Genomic DNA, 18,156 nt, shown 5'->3' with positions numbered 1-18,156 from the left:
GAGTATTTATGAAGATTTAGCGATGATGAAACTATGTATTTATGCCATTTTTCTTTCTTGTGTATAAAAGTCAAAAAGAAAGTTATCAGAAGATAATTTTTCTTGAATGTTACTTTCAATTAGAGTTTGTAAAGAATACATGACATACCACATCAAAACAGGCGGTACAGCATTCCCTATTTGCTTATAAGCGAAATGCTCTGAAACTGGAAATAGAAAATTATCAGGAAATGATTGAATTCGTGCAGCTTCTCTTGGAGTGAATCTTCGATAAATTTCTTTGACGGGGTCTACTAAAAGAACAGGGTCTCTAGAATTTATACTTGTTTTAGCTAAGTGTGATGTGATTGTAAGGCATGGAAAATTTAAATCCTGCCAAAGACCTCTTTTCATATTATTTTTTGCATTTTTCATGCCTTGAACGGCTTTATCTGAGAAATAATATTTCTTATTGTCTATAGCAAGTTTATCAATAACTTTTGAAAGAGGTGTATAATTCTTTTCTGTTACAACTGGAGCCGGATATATAAAAGTTTTGTGGATGTCATTTCGAATTCCAACTATTATTACGCGCTCTCTCTTTTGAGGAATCCCGAATTCGACAGCTTTAACAAGTTTAAAATCAACTTTATAGCCGCATTTTTCAAATTCCAATTTTATTTTGTCTATAATTGTTCCCTTTTTTAAAGTCATCAATCCTTTTACATTTTCACAAATAAAATATTGTGGATGTTTTTCGTTCAAAAACCGAACTATTTGTTTATATAGATTTGCACGAGCATCGTCTGTATCTTTTGTTGGATTTACTGTTGAGAATGATTGGCATGGAAAGCCACCAACTAAAACATCAATATCATCTTCAATCTTTGTGAAGTCTGCATCACAAACATCGCCGCAAACTGCTTTATGGGAAAAATTCGCATTGTATGTTTCAACAGCTTTTGGATCAAAATCAATTGAATACACAATGTCAAAATTTAGTTTCTTGTATTCTTTGCCAAGATAGGAAAAACCTCCTAAAATTCCAAGGTCACTTCCACCGCAGCCACAGAAAAGAGAAGCAACTTTAAGCATTTTCGCCTCCGTTTTCGATTTTTATATCAATAACATCATCCACGGATTTTTTTGAAATTTCAATCCTGTATGTTAATGGAATGACGGAAAGTTTATCGTCTTCATTTTTTTGACAGGGATTTTGCATTGTATAAATAAAGACACCTGTTCTTGTAAAAAACACTCGGTAAATAAAATAGGAGTCTTGTTTTTCTTTTGCGGCAACCCATTCATTTCTTGTAATATTTACAGAATCATACCATTCTGAATCATCGATTTTGGGTGCTGTTACGCGGCGAGTCGCTTTTACTTCAATATATTTACCCATTTCAGGATATTCGTTATTTCCGATTTTTTTTACGGCCATAACTGATTGAATATCGTAGCCTAAGCCTTTTTGTTTTCCAAAGAGTATGACTTTATTTACTAATCTAGGATTATATTTGCCAACACGAGTTTTCTCGTAATTAAATACAAATTTTTCTCCCTCGTCTCCTAATTCAACGGTGTTTCCATAAGCTCTGTAGCCACCCTCTGAATTTGTTTCTACAGACAAGGCTTCTATTTTTGTAGTAAAAGCTTTTTCCACATTGCTTAAACTCCCATAATAAGAGTACCATCGAAGTTGAAGTTTTTTAAAATTTTCCGAATTTGAAACATCTTCTTTTGTAATTAAAAACAATGGGCTCGAATTCCATTCTTTTGAAAACAAAGACAAAGTTTCATTTTCTTTATGGTTTAGATAAAGTGTTTTTTTTCCATCAATATATACCAGGTTTGCAAGTTCCAGATAATTAATTTGTTCATTGATATGCTGCCAGTTCCAAGAAGATTCTTTTTCATTTTGTATATCACGGAATTTTTTTGTTTGCCTGTCTTTTTCAAGTAAATCTACGATTTCTGTTGGCGTAGCGTTTCTTTTTAATGCATCAAGAGAATTTAAAACATAAACGCCAACTTCTTTTTTGGTTAAATATATATTTCGTTTTTCAGCTTCTTCAAGAACACTAATTAAATAACAGTATTGGCGTATGGAAATTCCATCAAAAAGTCGTTGTTCAACAGTTTTCTGTTTTTGCATGACATTTGGAAATTGCATTTTATAACAAATATCTTTGAAAAATGCAGGGATATCACCATCAGCTAGAAATTTTTTAGTCCGATCTGAGCAATAAATAATATCATCTGCTCCATGAACATACATTCCAAAAAGTTGTCCTGCAATTTCGGTTCTATGATTTTTCAGAGTTTTTTCATCTCTTGCCGTCGTGGGTAGGTACGATATCAAATTCTCATTGAATTTTTTATCAAATTCCTTTTTAGGGAGAGGACAAATATCATTTATTACTTTTGCATAGGCTGGCAACAAATCTTCCAATTGTGACTGTGACTTACCACGAATAATATCACAGCGATATTGTTTATTTATATCGTACATGCTTTTACCTCTCTAATTCAAGTTTTAGTTGTTTTGCAATTTCTTCTGCCATTAACGGTGGTACAGCGTTTCCAACCTGTCGAAGTTGGCTTCCTTGGTTACCTAAAAAGATAAAATCATCGGGAAAGGATTGCAGTCTTGCACTTTCTCTAACGGTTGGAACTCTATTAAATTTATAATGAAAATGGTGATTATGTCCACAGTCAATTGTAAAACTTGGTTTTGTACTGTCAAGGCGTGTCCATGCAATATGAACTTTACGAGTTTGTTGTAGTTCAAGCGGCAAATCCTTGTAATTTCCGCCATCAGGAACCATGCTGATAATTTTTTTTGTTTTTTCAGTATGAATTGTAATTTTATGGTTATACAACTTATTTGTATTTTTACGCATAAGTTTTTGATAATCTGTTTGAGGTGGCAAAGGATAAACATTGCCATCTAATATTGTCTCATCTGGTAAATCAGATATAGCTTCTTTAGAAGTGATTTTGTTTTTTATCGTTGCATTCGGGAACTTAAATTCAAGTTTATCAGAAAATCCTACAAATACAGCTCTTCTTCTATTTTGAGGCACTCCATAATCAGAAGCAGTTAATATTTTATAAACAACAGTATAACCTAAGACAGAGAAATCTTGCATTATGGAATCTTTTACAATCCCTCCCCCAATGGATAGAATATTTGGGACATTTTCCATTACAAATGCCCTTGGTTTAAAATAATTCACGAATTTAACAAAGTTTTTATATAATTTGTTTCGTTCATCATCAATTATTCGCTTTCCGGCAACCGAAAAACCTTGACAAGGGGGGCCGCCAATTATTACATCTATTTTTTTACCGTTTAGAGTTGATTCAATATCTTTTGGTTCTAGCGTAGATAAATCGGCACAAATTCCTTTTGAGTTTTTATGGTTATAATTAAAGGTAGTTATGGCATCTTGCCAAGCATCTATTCCAAGAAGAATATTAATCCCAGCTTTTTCAAATCCAAGTGAAAGACCGCCACAACCGCAAAATAAATCTAAAGCATTTAACATCTCTTATATATATCAACCTCTTTTCCGTATATTATCCCATGCGTTAGGGCATGGAACATCTGCGTAGCAGTTCACCGACATCCGTGTCGTAACGAGAACTTCGTTCTCGCAGAAATAGATTGCTTTTCAAGAACGCGACATCCTTGTCGCGACCAGAAAATAAAGACACGGTTGGCGGGGAATGGAGCGGTTAGCGGAAGTGTGGAACGCCTGACCGTTGCGAAGCAACGGTAACGCCCAACTTCTAATTACTAAGTCCTCACTCCTAAATTTCTATACATCAATCTCTGCATTACTTAATAGGTGTTCCTCGATGAACTTCCTTCGCTCTGGGGTATTTTTGCCCATGTAGAAGGATAGCAGCTGCGGGATAATCTTAAGCTGGCTCACTTCGACCGGGGTTAGGTGCATTGTCTCCGGGGCGATGAACTGCTCGAACTCTTCCGGATTGATTTCACCGAGACCTTTGAACCGGTTGACCTCGCATCCTTTTCCGAGCTTTTTCTGCGCGGCATCCCGCTCGGCCTCACTGTAGCAGTAGATGTTTTCCTTTTTGTTCCGCACTCTGAAAAGGGGAGTTTCAAGAATGAAGACCCGGCCGCTTGTGACGAGCTCCTCGAAGTAACCCAGGAAGAATGTGAGCACGAGGTTTCGGATGTGGAAGCCGTCGTTATCGGCATCGGTTGCGATTACGATTTTGGCGTATTTGAGGTTTTCCACTGAGTTTTCTATTCCCAGAGCCATCATGAGCTGGTAAAGCTCGTCGTTCTTGTAGATGTCGCTCTGTTTTTTGCCGTACATGTTCTCTGGCTTTCCTCGGAGAGAGAAGATTGCCTGATAGTCGGCGTTGCGTGAGTGGGTCATCGTGCCTGAAGCAGAATCACCCTCTGTGATGAAAATCATTGAATTCTCGCCTTTTTTTCCGTCCTGAACGAAATATCGGCAGTCCTTCAATTTTGGAATTCGGATGCTGACTTTCTTTGCGTTTTCTTTTGCCTGTTTCTTTACGCTCGAAAGCTCGGTGCGGAGTTTTTCGTTTGCTTCGATTTTTGCCTTTAGCCGTTCCGCTGCCTTCGGGTTCTTGTGGAGCCAGTTGTCCAAGCCCGACTGAACTTCACCGACAATCCATGCGCGGATGTCTGTGTTTCCGAGCTTGTTCTTTGTCTGGCTTTCAAAAACCGGGTCTTTTACTTTGACCAAAACAGCTGCCGTAATTCCTTCGCGGATATCCTCTGATTTATAGCTTGACTGGAAGAAATCGTTCACGCCCTTGATGAAGCCTTCTTTGAATGCCGCAAGGTGTGTTCCTCCGTCACTTGTGTACTGTCCGTTTACGAAAGAGAAATAATTTTCGCCGTAAGAATTTGTGTGGGTGAAAGCGAACTGAAGGTGCTCGCCTGTGTAAGAGCCGATTGGGTAGATTGTCTCGGATTCAAGCTCTTTTGTGAGAAGGTCGAGAAGTCCGTTCTCGCTTGCGAAATCCTGACCGTTCAGGCGGATTGTGAGGCCTGAGTTCAGGTAGGCGTAGTTCCACATTCGTTTTTCGACATATTCCATGTTGAAGGAATATTTTCCGAAAATCTTCTCGTCCGGGACGAATTCAAAATATGTGCCGTTTTTTGTGCCCGGTTTTACCGCGCCCGATTTGTTTGACTGTAATTTTCCTTCGGCAAAGACAGCCTCAACGCATTTCCCGTCTCGGATTGAGATTACGCGGAAATATGATGAGAGGGCGTTCACGGCCTTTGTACCAACGCCGTTCATGCCGACCGAGAACTGGAAAACATCATCGTTGTATTTGCCGCCCGTGTTAATCTGGGAAACGCAGTCCACGACCTTTCCAAGCGGGATTCCGCGTCCGTAGTCACGCACTTTTACGCGGTTGTCTTTGATTTCGACATCGATTTTTGTACCGAATCCCATGATGAATTCGTCGATGGAGTTGTCGATGACTTCTTTTAAGAGAATGTAGATACCGTCGTTCTGGTTTGAGCCGTCGCCGAGACGACCGATGTACATTCCGCTTCGCAATCGGATATGTTCGAGAGCATCCAGATGAAGGATTTTGTCGTCTCCGTAATCTTCGGCTTTAACTTCTTTTTGTGCTTTCCCTGCGTTCGGGTCGGCCTTTTTTGCGGCCTCAAGCTTTTTCTCGGCCTCGGCAATCGCTTTTTTGTCAGATGCTAGTTTTTCAACTTCGCTGGCTGAGCCTGTCGAAGCCGCCTTCTTTGACTTTGCGACGGTCTTGGCGTTGTCCCACGCACGGAATGTGCCTGTCTCGTCGATTCCGGCGACAGGTTTCTTTGATTTTGAAGAAACCACAGATTTCACAGATGACACAGATTTTGTTTCTGCTTTCTGAACGCCTTTTGTGCTTGAGGTTGTCGCTTTTTTTGTTGCAGTAGTTTTCTTTTCTGCAGATGCTGCCTTTGGCTCGGCTTTCTTTACTGTTGTGCTTGCCGTTGTTGATTTTTTTGCGACTGTTGTTGTCTTTGCTGCTGAACTTGCAGCTTTTGCGGTGGTTGTTTTTGCAGATGCCACCTTCGTTGTTTTTACCGCTTTTTTTGTTTCTGCGGCTTTTCCCTCATTCTCTTTTTTAGTTCCACCCATAACATACAAGTATATATAAGAAAAGAGAAGTAGTCAATTTTTCGCCTTTCCTACATTATCTTTCCTTCGTTCCGAAATCCTTGCTCTCAAAACTGGTTTCCGAAATTACTCAGCTGCGTTAAATAGCTTTTCTTCATCCATCAAATTGTGTTCCAAAAAACTAAAATATCCTGTTTTTGTAATTATGATGTGATCCAGAATTGAAATCCCCAAAAGCTCCGCGGCCTGATAAAGCCTCAGCGTAGTCTTAATATCTTTCGAAGAAGGATTTGGATTTCCGCCCGGATGATTGTGGCAAAGCACGATGGCCGAAGCATGTTCCTTGATTGCCTCCGCAAAAACTTCCGGCGGCCTGATTATCGCCATATTGCTTGCTCCTATGCAAATTACGCGGATTGAAATAATTTCCATGGAACCGTTCAGCGACACGCATAGAAAATGCTCCTGCTTTTGCATGGTATAGCTTTGGATATATGGAATTATGTCGCTCGGGCTGTCCAGTGCCACATCGGGATTCTTGCCGATTCTCCTTCCGAGTTCTAATGCCGCCGCGATGATAAGGGCTTTTGATTTTCCCATGCCGTTTATTTTAACAAGATTTTCGACCAGATTCTCAGAATTTGATGACATCACGATTTCCAACACTTGCCTTGCAAGGTCTTTTATCGGCGTTTGTTTCGTTCCGCTTCCTAAAATCAACATGATAAGCTCCTCATTGCTCGGAAAAGACAATCCGTGCTGAATCGTAAGCTCCCGGATTTCGATTTTGTTTTTTTCTTCAAATTCTTCAACTGATGGAAATTTAATTATTCTGCTCATAATTTCTCCTGTATATATATAGGAAAAATTTTTGCATTTTTGGCAATGTAAATCGAAAATTCTTCAAAAAAAGTGAAAAAAATCAGAATTTTTGAGGGAAAGCCGATAATCTGAGCATGGAAAAATTAAATTTTAAAATCAGAATCAATTTCTTATGTTTGAAACATGCTTTTTTTGTTGTTTTTGGAATCATCCTCACATCAACAATTTTCTTTTCGTGCGTGACCCCGCCTGCCAGGGAAGAATGTTCGCGCGAACTTTTGGGAACTGGAATCAAAAATCAGGAGCAGCTTGTTAAATTCTTTATGAATCACAAGCCGGACGGCGACAAAGCAAAAGTCACTCGTCTTGCAGGATTTTATATTGAAGAAGCGGCAATCGAAGGAATCAATTCTGATGTTGCCTTCGTTCAGATGTGCCATGAGACTGGATTTTTGAGCTTCGGAAACCTTGTTTTGCCGGAAATGAATAATTTTTGCGGACTTGGCGCGATGGATGCTGAGCACCCGGGAGAATATTTTGAGAGCGAGCAGATTGGTGTGCGCGCCCATATCCAGCATTTGCAGGCCTATGCCACAACGCCGGAAGTCGAGCTGAAGCAGGAGCTTGTTGACCCCCGCTACAGCTGGCCGCACAAAGCAAAACTCGCCCATACCGTCCACGATTTAACCAAAAACTGGGCCACAGACCCGGAATATGGAACTAAACTGGACGGACTTCTTTCAGAACTTAGCCAATGGTAGTTCCAACATAATCTTTGCCGTCGAGGATTGCGCGAATATTTTCGATGTTTTTTCCGCCGGCACAGATTACCTTCAAGCCCATTTCCTGAGCTTTTTTGCTTGCGATTGGATCAAACGGACAGTTTTTGCCCGGAACCCATTCGTCACCGACCATTTTGCGGAAGTCTGCCCAAGAAATTGAATCGAGCGGCTTTGCATCTGGATTCTTGCGCGGATCATCGGTGTAAACTTTTTCGATATTTGAAAGATTTACAACTGTGTCCGCGTTGAATTTTTCTGCCAGAAGGACAGCATCGTTGTCAGTTGAGAATCCTGGCTTCCAGCCGGCTGCAAGCAAAATCTTTCCAGTGAAGTCTTTTGCAACGGTCGGGTCTGTTACGACAGCCTCTTTGCACAAATCGCCGAAACTAGCCTTTACGAACTGAGCGTTCAAACGAGTCGCCATGATTCCAATCCAGTCAGCCGCATCTGTTCCTGCATTTTCTGCTGTTCCTGTAACTTCGCGGAATGCTTTCTGATAAATACGAGCAGGACCACCGCCACCGACAACCAAAATCAATCTGTCATCAGGATTCTTTGAAAGGAAATCCTTTACCATCGCAACGAATTTTGAGACAAATTCAGTGTCTGGATACTCAGGCGCAACAATAGAGCCGCCAACAGACAAAACCTTTGTGTTCATAAAACCTCCTAATTCCTCATTCATAATTAATATAAGCCGAGTACAATCGGGTCGTTCCAGAGTGAGCTGTAGTTTACATTTCCCTCGCTGGATTCTTCCCAGATTGACTGTAAAGCGTACGTTTTCGGGCGGTAGACAATCTTGCTGTTTTGAGAAATTGTCTGCTTGATTATATTCCAGCCTTTTGAGAACGCAATATGCTGGCCGTCCAGGTTGCCGAAGTAGAATTCCGCGTTGTTTTCGACCGGCCTGAATGATTTGTACGGTAAGCCCATTCCAAGCGAAATATCCGCCGGAACCCAACCAAAACCTTCGAGATAAAATTCAGTCCACCAGTGCGCCTGCGTTTTCATTTCTGAGTCAACAAGAATTCCCGCGATAGGCTGGCTTGGAATCCCGACCGCACGGAGCAATGTTGTATAGAAAATCGCAAAGTCGTAGGCATCGCCTTTTTTTGATTTGAGCAAATCCAAAGGCGAGGCGTCACTTTTCCGAAGCTCATCCCGGATTTTGTAATACTGGATTAGATAATCATAAATCAGCTTAGCCTGCCTGTACGGATTTGTTTCGGTTTTCCCGTTCAGCGTGATGATTTCCTTTGCAAATGCCTTGACCTTTTCGTTTGAACTTTGAATCAGATCGTCCGCCTTTACGGAATTTTTGAAAAGAATCCTTGATTTTATGTCCTGAGAATACGGTTTAACCGCCTTTTCGTTGATTTGAGTCTGAACCGCGTAAGTTGAAACGACGAAATTATGGCTGAACCTGATTTTTTCGCTTTTTGACGTCGCTTTTTTTAGTTCAAGCTGATGAATGACCGTATTTTTGTAGTCAGAAATTACCGGCTCCGGAACACATTCCGTAAGCTCGACCATCGGCTGCCATGAAAGTGCAACCGGTCGCGGAACCCTGAGAGTGATGTTCGTGCCGTTTTTTGTATCGATTGAGTCGATGTCGGAATTCAGCTGAAGGATGTAAGTTTTCCTTGTGCTGTAAGATTTTGTTCCGGCCGCAAGCTTGATTTCTTCGTTCACAAAATTGCTCTTGCCCTTGTCCGTTTCGACATAGACCGTGCCAGTTGCCGCTCCGTCAGGAATGCGTACCCTGATTTCAGAATCACTCCAATATTCGTAATCGTAATCGCTTTCACTTGCGCTGATTACGCCGAAGTCAAAGTCTGCCGTAAGCTCGCCCTGGCCGCTTCCCAAAGAACTTTCCTCTGCGTTTGCCGTGAATACGACCCTGCTTGCTCCACGTGCCGTTCCGAAGTCCGAGCCTTTGATTGTGAGGAGTGTGCCGTAGCTTCCAGACGGCGGAGTGATTTCAGTGATGACCGGCTGCAATGTCTTGATGTTCTTTGGAACAGCCACAGGAATTCCTGCCTCATTTGCAAAAAAGCCCGGTTTTGATTTGCCAGATTTTGTTACGACGATGACAAGACCGTCCTGCACATTGCTAGGAATCGTGAGCTTGATTAAATTTTCTGTCCATGTGAGATAGCCCGAGGCTGTGATTCTGTTGCCGCCGATTTCGACATAGTTGGTGCCGCGGATTGCCCCGAAATTTGTACCACGGATGACCATTGTGTCGCCCGCCTGACCGACTACAGGAATTACCGATGCGATTACAGGTATTTTCTTTGATTTTACTGTGGCGACTGAAATTGCGGAAAGTGCCACGACTATTATGAAAACATAAGAAAGCACCCTGAATAAAGAGTACTTTCTGAAAAGGAGAGAAAATGTATTTTTGAAGCTTCGTTTACTGCTGTTCTGTTTCGTTTTCTGTTTCATTTGGAAGTTCCATTATCTCCATATTATTACCGATTTCATGAAAATTTGGAACAGAAAACTTGATGGAAGATGATGGAAAATCCGGAATGAAAGGATCTACAGCCGTAAGCCGCTCGCGGAACCGCCTTCCGATTGAAGGTGCGTTCTGTGACTGCCGTGTGCCGAAAGAAGTGCTTGCGCCGTAGCTTGATGCGAGGTTTGTCGCGTAGATTGTCTTTTGCTCGACAGACAAAGTTTCAGTGCTTTCTGATGCAGGGGAGTCTGCCTTTGCGATTGCCGTGCTTTCAGAAGCTGGGGCTGGAGCGGCCTGTTTCTGCACGGACTCAGCCTTTTTTGGCTCAGATTTGACGGCGAGCATTTTCGGCAAGTCTTCCTTGTTGATGTTGCCGTCAATCACGACATCTTTTTTGGCGATTGGCTCAATGCTCTTTTCCTTCATTATTGAGATTGCCGCAACTGCCGTTTCCTTGGCTTTGCTGAGCGAATTATAATGAAGCGGAATGAACACGACTGCGAATACAGCTGCCGCGGCCGCAAATGATGAAGCGTATTTGATGAACGGAGTGACGAAAGATTTTGGCTCTCCTGCAAATTCGACGTTCTTTGCGTAACGCATTTTTGTCTGCAATCGTGCAAAACTTTCTTCGATAAATTGGTCCGAGACTGATTTTTCGTTTGAATCTTCCTGCAAAAGCGAGTGAAGTTTTTGCATTTTTTCAAGACGGGACTTCTCGCCCGAATCCGCCTGAACAATGCTTTCGTACTGAGAAACAAAACTCTCGGGCATTTCGCCGTCGATGTACACGGAATGTAAATCTTTTTCAAGAGATGTAGACATCATCAGCCTCCAATATCTTTTCAAGCTGCTCTCGCGCACGGAACATGCGGATTTTGACATTGCCTTCGGTAATGCCGAGCACCTTGCCGATTTCCTTGTAGTTGAGGTCTCCGTATTCGCGCAAAATAAGAACTTCGCGCAAACCTTTCGGGAGTTTGTTGAGAGCTTCGAGGGCAATTCGCTTTGCGTCTTCTTTGAGAAGATTTGTGTCCGCACTTTCGGAAGACTTTTTGCTTTCGTAGAGAACTTTGTGATAAGCCTTAGCCTCACGGGTCTTTCGTTTTGCATAATTGAGGCTTGCGTTTTTTACGACACGGATGAGCCAGAATTTTGCATCGTCAAGGCTTGGAAAGACCATTTGTTTTTCACTCGCCTTGATGTAAGAATCGTGAACTAAGTCCTCAGCTGCCTCTTCGTCATTCACAACACGCCATGCCACTTTGTAAAGCAGCGGAAATGTCTCGTTGTAAATGGCCCTGAAGTCAGACGGATTGCCAGCCGCATAAGTTTTGTGAATCTGTGAATCCGTCATTTTCCCTTCCTCGCATATACTAACAATGATGTCTGATATTAGTTACAAATTTTTGTTATTTTTTTTAGGGCACTGCCGCTTTGCGGCCGGGCTATCCGCCCTTCGCTAAATGCCCTACAGGATGTAGGGTAAAAGCTAAGAGAGAATTTTCTGAAAGAAAATTCTCGTTGGAATCACAAAATCCAAGGATGGATTTTGTGTTCCTTAGTCTCTTTTCCAGGTCGGCCCCTGTGGGGTGTCTATGATTGTGATTCCTCGGGCTGCCAAATCATTTCGAATCTGGTCTGCTTTTGCAAAATCCTTTGCTTTCTTGGCTGCTGTTCGCTCTGCAACAAGGGCTGTGATTTCTGCTGCTTCCGGGTCTCCTGCGTGGTCGTCAAGATGAGCATTTGCTTCCTCGGCCTGTTTTTTTGCAATCTCAATTGCGTTCTCAATTACAGAGAGCGAAATAACTTTGTCCATCGTGAAAATGTCTGCCAAAGCTGCACTTGCTTTCTGATTTTTGCCGTTTGAAGCTTTCTGTAATGCCGAGAGAGCGACAGGAGTTGCCAGATCGTTCTCAAGTCCTTCTTTAAATCGCTTGAGGTTCTCGCTTTCTGTCATTGAAGAAGCGATTTTTCCCAAGATGTCTGCAAAGTTTTCTTTTGTAAGCTCGATTTTTTCTTCGTCTTTTGTTTTTTTGATAAGTTTTGCAACTCGCTCATTTAATGCTGCGCGACCGTTTTTTGCGCTCTCCATTCCGTCAAGAGAGAATACGAGCGGCTTTCGGTAGTGACCGCCCAAAAGGAAGAATCGGTAGTCGAGCGGAGCGTAGCCCTTGCTTGTGAGTGAATAGCCTTTTTCGGCCGGCAAATCTGTCTGGAGCGTGATGAAGTGCCCGCTTGATTTGGACATTTTTCCGCCTTCAAGAATAAGGAATTCGTTGTGAAGCCAGTATTTTACCCACGGACCTTCCTTGCGCTCTTCTTCTGTAAAGCTTCCTTCGCTCTGAGCGATTTCGTTTGTGTGATGAACAGGAACATGATCGATTCCGCCTGTGTGGATGTCGATGTGCTGACCGAGATATTTCATGCTCATTGCAGAACATTCGATGTGCCAGCCAGGATAACCGCGACCCCACGGAGAATCCCATGTCATGGCCTGATTTTCAAATTTAGATTTTGTGAACCAGAGAACGAAGTCGCCAGGGTTTCGCTTGTTCTCATCGATTACGACTTCTTTGCGCTTGCCTTTGCCTGCGACGAGTTTTTCCAAGTCAAGATTTGCAAGTTTGCCGTAATCAGGGTAGGTTGAGATGTCGTAGTAAAGGTTTCCGCCAGCCATGTAAGTGTGGCCGTTTGCCTCAAGCTTTTTGATAAGCTCAATCATTTCGTTGATGTGCTCTGTTGCCTTACAGATTACATCCGGGTGGCGGATATTGAGGGCATCGATGTCCTTCATGAATGCTTCGGTGTAAAATTTTGCGACTTCAAGAACGCTCTGGTGTCGCTCTTCGGCTGTTTTGAGCATTTTGTCGTCACCGTCATCGCCGTCGCCAGTGAGGTGGCCGACATCCGTGATGTTCATTACATGCTTGATGTCGTAGCCTAAGAATTTGAGTGTCTTATCGAGGATGTCAAGGAAAACATAGGCACGAAGATTGCCGATATGCGCATAATTGTAAACCGTAGGTCCGCATCCGTAAAAACCGACATGATTCTCATGAATCGGCACGAATTCCTGCATAGTGCGTCCCATTGTATTGAATAATCGTAAAGCCATAATATCACCCTTTAAATTTCTCACAGAGGGCACGGAGTTCACAGAGAGTGTGTTGAACAAGGTATATTTGAAATATCTCTGTGTTCTCTTAAACTCTGTGAGGAATTTAAAAGTTCTCTGTGGATAAACCTCTGTTTTCTTTCTATAATATTCTTGATGAAAACTATAGAACAAATCGCACAATTTTTCAATGATAGCGAATATTTTACAGGAAGCGTTAAAATTAACGAGAATCTTGCAAAGCATACCACGATGAATGTCGGTGGTGAAGCAAAACTCTTTTTGGAGCCGAAGGATGGAGAGAGCCTTGTTTTTGCTGTGCGTTATTTTATAGAGGAAAATGTAAAATTTTTTGTGCTCGGCGGTGGCTCGAATGTGATAATCAGTGATGCTGGTCTTGATGCGGTGATTTCTACCCGAAAAATGAATCAGGTAAAATTCCTCACAGAGGGCACGGAGCACACAGAGAGCTTGATTGAGGGTGAAAAACTTCTTAACCCTGAAAGCCCTCTGTGCTCTCCAAATCTCTGTGAGAAATTCAAAAATCCTTTAAATCCGTGTGAATCCTCGTTAATTTTGGAAGTTGATTCCGGTTCTTCCTGGGGCAGCGTGATTTCTTTTTGTAAGAAGAATAATCTGGGCGGATTTGAGAGCTTTTCGGGGCTTAGCGGAACTGTGGGGGGCGCTCTTTTTATGAACGCGACATGCTTCGGGCTAAGTGCCTGCGACAATTTGCTAAGCGTGCGCTATTTTGATTTAACAGACGGTAAAATCCACGAATACGAGAAAGTTGATTCCGACTGGGGGTATAAGAAATCTCCGTTCCAAATTGGAAGAAAAGAATTTGATGCGGATGGACACGAATTAACTCGGATGAAAAATGGGGATTTTAAGGGGGAACCCCTTAGGAGTGGGGGTAGCGGAAAACGCGATAGCGGTTGTAGCGAGGGGGAGACTTCCCCCTTCCCATTGCTAACTGCTCATTGCTCATTGCTCATTTCTAAAATAATACTTTCTGCAAAATTTTCTGTCAAAAACGGCTTCGATTCCAAAAAATCTGAAAAGTGCATGAGTGAACGCCGCGAAAAAGGGCATTTCCGTGCACCAAGTTCTGGCTCTGCCTTCAAAAACGACGCGGTTCACGGAATTATCGCGGGCAAAGTGATTGACGAGTGCGGATTGAAAGGCTTTTCGGTTGGTGGCGCGCAGATTGCTCCGTGGCATGGAAATTTCATCATCAATCCTGAGCGAAAGGCTACGGCAAGAGACATCAAGGAACTTTCTGCCCGAATCAAGGAGATTGTGCTCGAAAAGACTGGATTTTCGCTTGAAAATGAAATTTTATTCATAGAATAGAAAAAAAATAGAGACAATTTTAAACTTTTGCGTTATACTGAGAAGAAGGCGGATAAAAAAGTGCTTCAATTATCATTTGTAACTTTTAAAAAAGACACTTATGTTTTGGTCGAAGGAAAAGAAAATCCTGACCGTTTTTACATTATTCAGAGTGGGCATGTAAAAATTACTCATCAGACAGAATTGCCTGGTGCCCAGAATGTCGTTCTCGGTCCTGGTGATTTCGTAGGTGTTATTTCTTGCATGGCACGCCGTGCTCAGATTGAAACCTGTATAGCTATGTCCGATGTTGTCTGTATTGCCGTTCAGCGTGATCAGTACATCGAGCTGATTGAGAAAAACACTGCCGTTGCTCTTAAAATTATCCGTACTTTTGCTAACCGAATGCGTGTCGTCAATGAGACTCTCATGGAGCAGACTCAGTGTGCGACTTCCCGTGAAGATTACGAGCAGTTATATAATGTCGGTGCATATTTTGATTCTCAGCAGCAGTTTGATATTGCTTTCTTCGCTTATTACCAGTATGTCAAAATGGAAAAAAACAGCGAAAATGCAAAAAAAGCTCTCAAACGAATCGCTGTTCTTAAGCAGCGTGTAAATGCGCCTTATGTTGAGCCAAGCCAGGATATGATCCGAAAATATCCGCGCGGTTCAATGGTTTTCTCTGAAGCTCAGAACGGCCCAGATATGTTCATCATCAAGGCCGGTTCAATCAAAATCTCAAAGGTCGTTGACGGCACCGAGGTCACTCTTGCCATGCTGAAAACTGGCGACATGTTCGGTGAAATGGCTTTGCTTGAGAAAAAGCCTCGTTCTGCAAACGCAATCGCCATGGATGACTGCGTTCTCATGTCAATCAACATGCAGAACTTCAACCAGATGGTCGCAACTCAGGCTCAGATGGTTGACCGCCTTACAACAACCCTTTCAGAGCGGCTTTGGTCTATGCAGAGACAGCTTGCAAACACATTGCTTCATTCAAATCCTGTCGCCCAAATGACTGATATGCTCGCGCTTCAAATCGAAAAAATGCGGGTTAATGTTGGAAAAGGCACGCAGTTTATGACTAACTTCACGGTTGAGGATATTGCGACTATGTGCGGTCTTTCAAAAAATGATCAGGCCCGCTGCCTTTACAATTTCATGAATTCTCCGATTGTCAAAATTGAAAAGGGCAAAATCTTTATTCCTGATTGTCTTGAGCTTTTGAAGCAGGCTGAATTCTACCGAAAGCAGTTCCAGCGTCAAAGCCAGAATAAAGACTAAAACTTATCAAAAAAAAACCGAAAATATAACTGATGAAAAAGATTTTATTCGCAGTTTTCGCGTTTTTTCTCTCAGCACAAATTTTCTCCCTGCCTAACGGATATTCTTCTGCAAAATTGGGGATGGATATTGATTCTTTAAAGGAAGCTCTCAAAAAAGATCATCAGTTTGGTTACCGCGGGGACAGGGATGTTTCTCTTTCTCCTTCGGACGGCCAGTTTTTGATTGAGACTGACGGCTCGCAGTTCGGATTTTCTTTTCTGGGCAGATGCTGGTTTCAGTTTGCGAACGACAAGCTTTATATAATCACCCTCAACTTGGACAGGAACAAGGTTGATCATTATTCAGTCTTCTCAAAACTCTGCGAAAAGTACGGAAATCCTGACGAGCTTTCGCCGAAAAAATCAGTCTGGCGGGACGGAGATGTGATTCTGTCACTGGAAAAGCCTCTTACTCTCAAATACACGGATGCAAAGGCTTTCGACAGCAAAAAAGATTCTTCAAATGTTGAAAAAACAACTGCCGAAAAAGCCCGCGACAAATTCTTGGATTCATTATAAAAATTCGACTCTGATGCACGCGGATAAACGCGATTTAGGTATTGTATTTTATGCGAAAAATTTTCTTTTTATTCACGATTTTCTCATTGATTTTTATTTCTACGGCATGTACTTCCTCTAATAAAAGACTTCCTGTTAAAAAACTTGTGCTCGTGAATTCGGAGGGCAAGGAAATCGTCGTGAAGGCGGAAATTGCCTCGACTTTTGATGAGCGCAAGAACGGCTTTATGTTCAGGCAGGAAATCCCTGACGGCACGGGGATGCTTTTTATTTTTGAGGAAGAGCAGATTCTGGACTTCTGGATGAAGAACACTCCGCATCCGCTCTCAATTGCTTATATCGACAAGAACGGAAAAATCCGCGACATTCTGGATATGACACCGTACAGCCTCGCGAATATTACGAGCAGCACAGAAGTCCTTTATGCGCTGGAAGTTCCGCAAGGCTGGTACGGCAAGGTGAATGTAAAGGTTGGAGACAAGCTTAAACTGAATTTTTAAACATCCAGTTTAGAAAGTTCCATTGCGGCGATTTTGTCATCCGGGTCGATTTCAAGAACCGTCTGGAAGTAGCCGGCAGCCATGCCTGGATTCCCTTCCTTGAGAGCCAAATATCCCAGATTTGAGATGATTTTTGTATTCTCGCTGTCTTTGGCCAGGGCTTTTTCGAGCAGTTTTTTTGCTTCTTTTATGTTGCCCTGCTCCAGAAGACAGATTGAAAGCTCGTTGTAAGTGTCGCTTGTGTCGCCGCCTTCGAGCGTGAGTGCTTTTTCAAATGCCATCTTTGCCTCATCGAAGCGGGCGAGTTTTCTCATTCCCCAGCCAAGCATGAACCATGCGTTCCAGACATTCGGGTTCTTTTCAAGGAATTTACGGATTTCCTCAACGCCTTTTTCTTCTTCGCCTCGGTCTATCAGCTGGTATGCAGCCTTGAAGTGGTCGTCGTCCATGTTGCGGTTTGCGATATTGTCCAGAATCTGCTGCGCACGGTTCTTTTTATAGACTCCGTTTTCGCCAAGCTCCTCGTCCTTTGTGTCGCATGTCAGGGCAAGGTATGTCTCAAAAACATCTTTTGCTTCCCTGTACTTGTGCTGCTTGAGGTAGTAGAAGCCCGCGTTGAAGAAAGCGTCCGGCAAAGGCGGTTCTGCTTCGAGGGCCTCGCGGTAGTAGTTGAGCGCGTCTTCATCGTAGGCATCGGCATCGTCGTGAAGACCTGAGCGGCGGTAAGAATCTGCACGCTGGTCAAGGAAAAGTGCCATGTTGAGGACGATTGTCATGTCTTCCGGGTCAAAGCCGTGGAGAGCGCGGAAAATTTCTTCGGCAAGCTCAAAGTCTTCGTTTTTTGCCTTGAGAATTGCCGCTTCACCGAGTTCTTTCTTTAGGTTTGGGCGTGCGTGGCTTAAGATTGAGCGGTAATACAAGATGTGCTCGTTTTTTGGATCATAAGCCATGATTGTGAGAAGACCGGCAAGAATCTGCTCTTCGGTAAGTTCCTTCATGTTGAATGAGCCTGGATCGTCATCAGCCTTTTTTTGTACCGGAAGAGGAATGGTTGTGTCGAGGTGGAACGCTTTGTCTGAAAGTGAGAAACCTTCCGGAATGTCGATGAAATAAACCGAGTCCAATGGAGAAGCTGGATTCATAAAAACTCCTGAAAAAAAAAGAAT

At 42.7% G+C, this 18,156-nt stretch carries 16 protein-coding genes; 5 read left to right on the top strand and 11 right to left on the bottom strand.

Annotated features, from left to right (window positions below; all coding sequences use genetic code 11):
- Window positions 1-39: 39 nt before the first annotated feature.
- The 5 genes from IJJ71_RS09765 to IJJ71_RS09745 all read right to left on the bottom strand — a co-directional run bounded on the left by IJJ71_RS09765 (window position 40) and on the right by IJJ71_RS09745 (window position 6,959).
- The gene (locus IJJ71_RS09765) at window positions 40-1,074 is read right to left on the bottom strand and encodes a DNA cytosine methyltransferase (protein WP_296846648.1); all 1,035 of its coding nucleotides are present in this window, start codon (window positions 1,072-1,074) and stop codon (window positions 40-42) included.
- On the bottom strand, window positions 1,067-2,491 hold the full coding sequence (locus IJJ71_RS09760) for a protein NO VEIN domain-containing protein (RefSeq protein WP_296846645.1): 1,425 nt from the start codon (window positions 2,489-2,491) through the stop codon (window positions 1,067-1,069). Before IJJ71_RS09760 ends, IJJ71_RS09765 begins: the two co-directional genes overlap by 8 nt.
- A gap of 4 nt (window positions 2,492-2,495) precedes the next feature.
- The gene (locus IJJ71_RS09755; RefSeq protein ID WP_296846642.1) at window positions 2,496-3,530 is read right to left on the bottom strand and encodes a DNA cytosine methyltransferase; all 1,035 of its coding nucleotides are present in this window, start codon (window positions 3,528-3,530) and stop codon (window positions 2,496-2,498) included.
- Between the two features lie 273 nt (window positions 3,531-3,803).
- Window positions 3,804-5,594 carry a DNA topoisomerase IV subunit B gene (locus IJJ71_RS09750; protein WP_296846677.1) on the bottom strand — a complete coding sequence of 597 codons (1,791 nt, stop codon included), beginning with the start codon at window positions 5,592-5,594 and terminating at the stop codon, window positions 3,804-3,806.
- A gap of 651 nt (window positions 5,595-6,245) precedes the next feature.
- On the bottom strand, window positions 6,246-6,959 hold the full coding sequence (locus IJJ71_RS09745) for a JAB domain-containing protein (RefSeq protein ID WP_296846640.1): 714 nt from the start codon (window positions 6,957-6,959) through the stop codon (window positions 6,246-6,248).
- 116 nt (window positions 6,960-7,075) lie between these two features.
- On the opposite strand from IJJ71_RS09745, the gene IJJ71_RS09740 reads away from it, so the two are divergent.
- Window positions 7,076-7,702, top strand: a complete 627-nt coding sequence (locus IJJ71_RS09740) for a glucosaminidase domain-containing protein (RefSeq protein WP_296846637.1) — start codon at window positions 7,076-7,078, stop codon at window positions 7,700-7,702.
- Here the strand turns inward: IJJ71_RS09740 and pyrH are convergent.
- From pyrH to cysS, 5 genes are all read right to left on the bottom strand, one after another.
- Entirely contained in the window at window positions 7,689-8,384 is a 696-nt protein-coding gene (gene pyrH / locus IJJ71_RS09735; protein ID WP_296846635.1) for a UMP kinase, read from the bottom strand. The genes IJJ71_RS09740 and pyrH overlap by 14 nt on opposite strands.
- Window positions 8,385-8,410: 26 nt before the next feature.
- The gene (locus IJJ71_RS09730; RefSeq protein ID WP_296846634.1) at window positions 8,411-10,177 is read right to left on the bottom strand and encodes a transglutaminase domain-containing protein; all 1,767 of its coding nucleotides are present in this window, start codon (window positions 10,175-10,177) and stop codon (window positions 8,411-8,413) included.
- The gene (locus IJJ71_RS09725) at window positions 10,146-11,015 is read right to left on the bottom strand and encodes a hypothetical protein (RefSeq protein WP_296846633.1); all 870 of its coding nucleotides are present in this window, start codon (window positions 11,013-11,015) and stop codon (window positions 10,146-10,148) included. Before IJJ71_RS09725 ends, IJJ71_RS09730 begins: the two co-directional genes overlap by 32 nt.
- Window positions 10,999-11,547 carry an RNA polymerase sigma factor gene (locus IJJ71_RS09720; RefSeq protein WP_296846632.1) on the bottom strand — a complete coding sequence of 183 codons (549 nt, stop codon included), beginning with the start codon at window positions 11,545-11,547 and terminating at the stop codon, window positions 10,999-11,001. Before IJJ71_RS09720 ends, IJJ71_RS09725 begins: the two co-directional genes overlap by 17 nt.
- Before the next feature lie 204 nt (window positions 11,548-11,751).
- On the bottom strand, window positions 11,752-13,308 hold the full coding sequence (cysS, locus tag IJJ71_RS09715; RefSeq protein WP_296846631.1) for a cysteine--tRNA ligase: 1,557 nt from the start codon (window positions 13,306-13,308) through the stop codon (window positions 11,752-11,754).
- A 156-nt stretch (window positions 13,309-13,464) separates the two neighbouring features.
- On the opposite strand from cysS, the gene IJJ71_RS09710 reads away from it, so the two are divergent.
- The 4 genes from IJJ71_RS09710 to IJJ71_RS09695 are packed head-to-tail and all read left to right on the top strand — an operon-like array spanning window position 13,465 to window position 16,990.
- A complete protein-coding gene (locus IJJ71_RS09710; protein WP_296846630.1) occupies window positions 13,465-14,664 on the top strand; it encodes a UDP-N-acetylmuramate dehydrogenase in 1,200 nt (399 codons plus the stop codon).
- A gap of 60 nt (window positions 14,665-14,724) precedes the next feature.
- Window positions 14,725-15,930, top strand: a complete 1,206-nt coding sequence (locus tag IJJ71_RS09705) for a Crp/Fnr family transcriptional regulator (RefSeq protein WP_296846629.1) — start codon at window positions 14,725-14,727, stop codon at window positions 15,928-15,930.
- 32 nt (window positions 15,931-15,962) lie between these two features.
- On the top strand, window positions 15,963-16,490 hold the full coding sequence (locus IJJ71_RS09700) for a hypothetical protein (protein WP_296846628.1): 528 nt from the start codon (window positions 15,963-15,965) through the stop codon (window positions 16,488-16,490).
- A gap of 50 nt (window positions 16,491-16,540) precedes the next feature.
- Window positions 16,541-16,990: a DUF192 domain-containing protein gene (locus IJJ71_RS09695; protein ID WP_296846627.1), complete on the top strand. Its 450-nt coding sequence runs from the start codon at window positions 16,541-16,543 to the stop codon at window positions 16,988-16,990.
- On the opposite strand, the gene IJJ71_RS09690 is transcribed toward IJJ71_RS09695, so the two are convergent.
- Window positions 16,987-18,132, bottom strand: a complete 1,146-nt coding sequence (locus IJJ71_RS09690) for a tetratricopeptide repeat protein (RefSeq protein WP_296685273.1) — start codon at window positions 18,130-18,132, stop codon at window positions 16,987-16,989. The genes IJJ71_RS09695 and IJJ71_RS09690 overlap by 4 nt on opposite strands.
- Between the last annotated feature and the right edge of the window lie 24 nt (window positions 18,133-18,156).

The sequence above is a fragment of the Treponema sp. genome, from assembly GCF_017430385.1.
Classification (GTDB): domain Bacteria; phylum Spirochaetota; class Spirochaetia; order Treponematales; family Treponemataceae; genus Treponema_D.
This window is presented reverse-complemented; position numbering and strand designations above follow the sequence as displayed.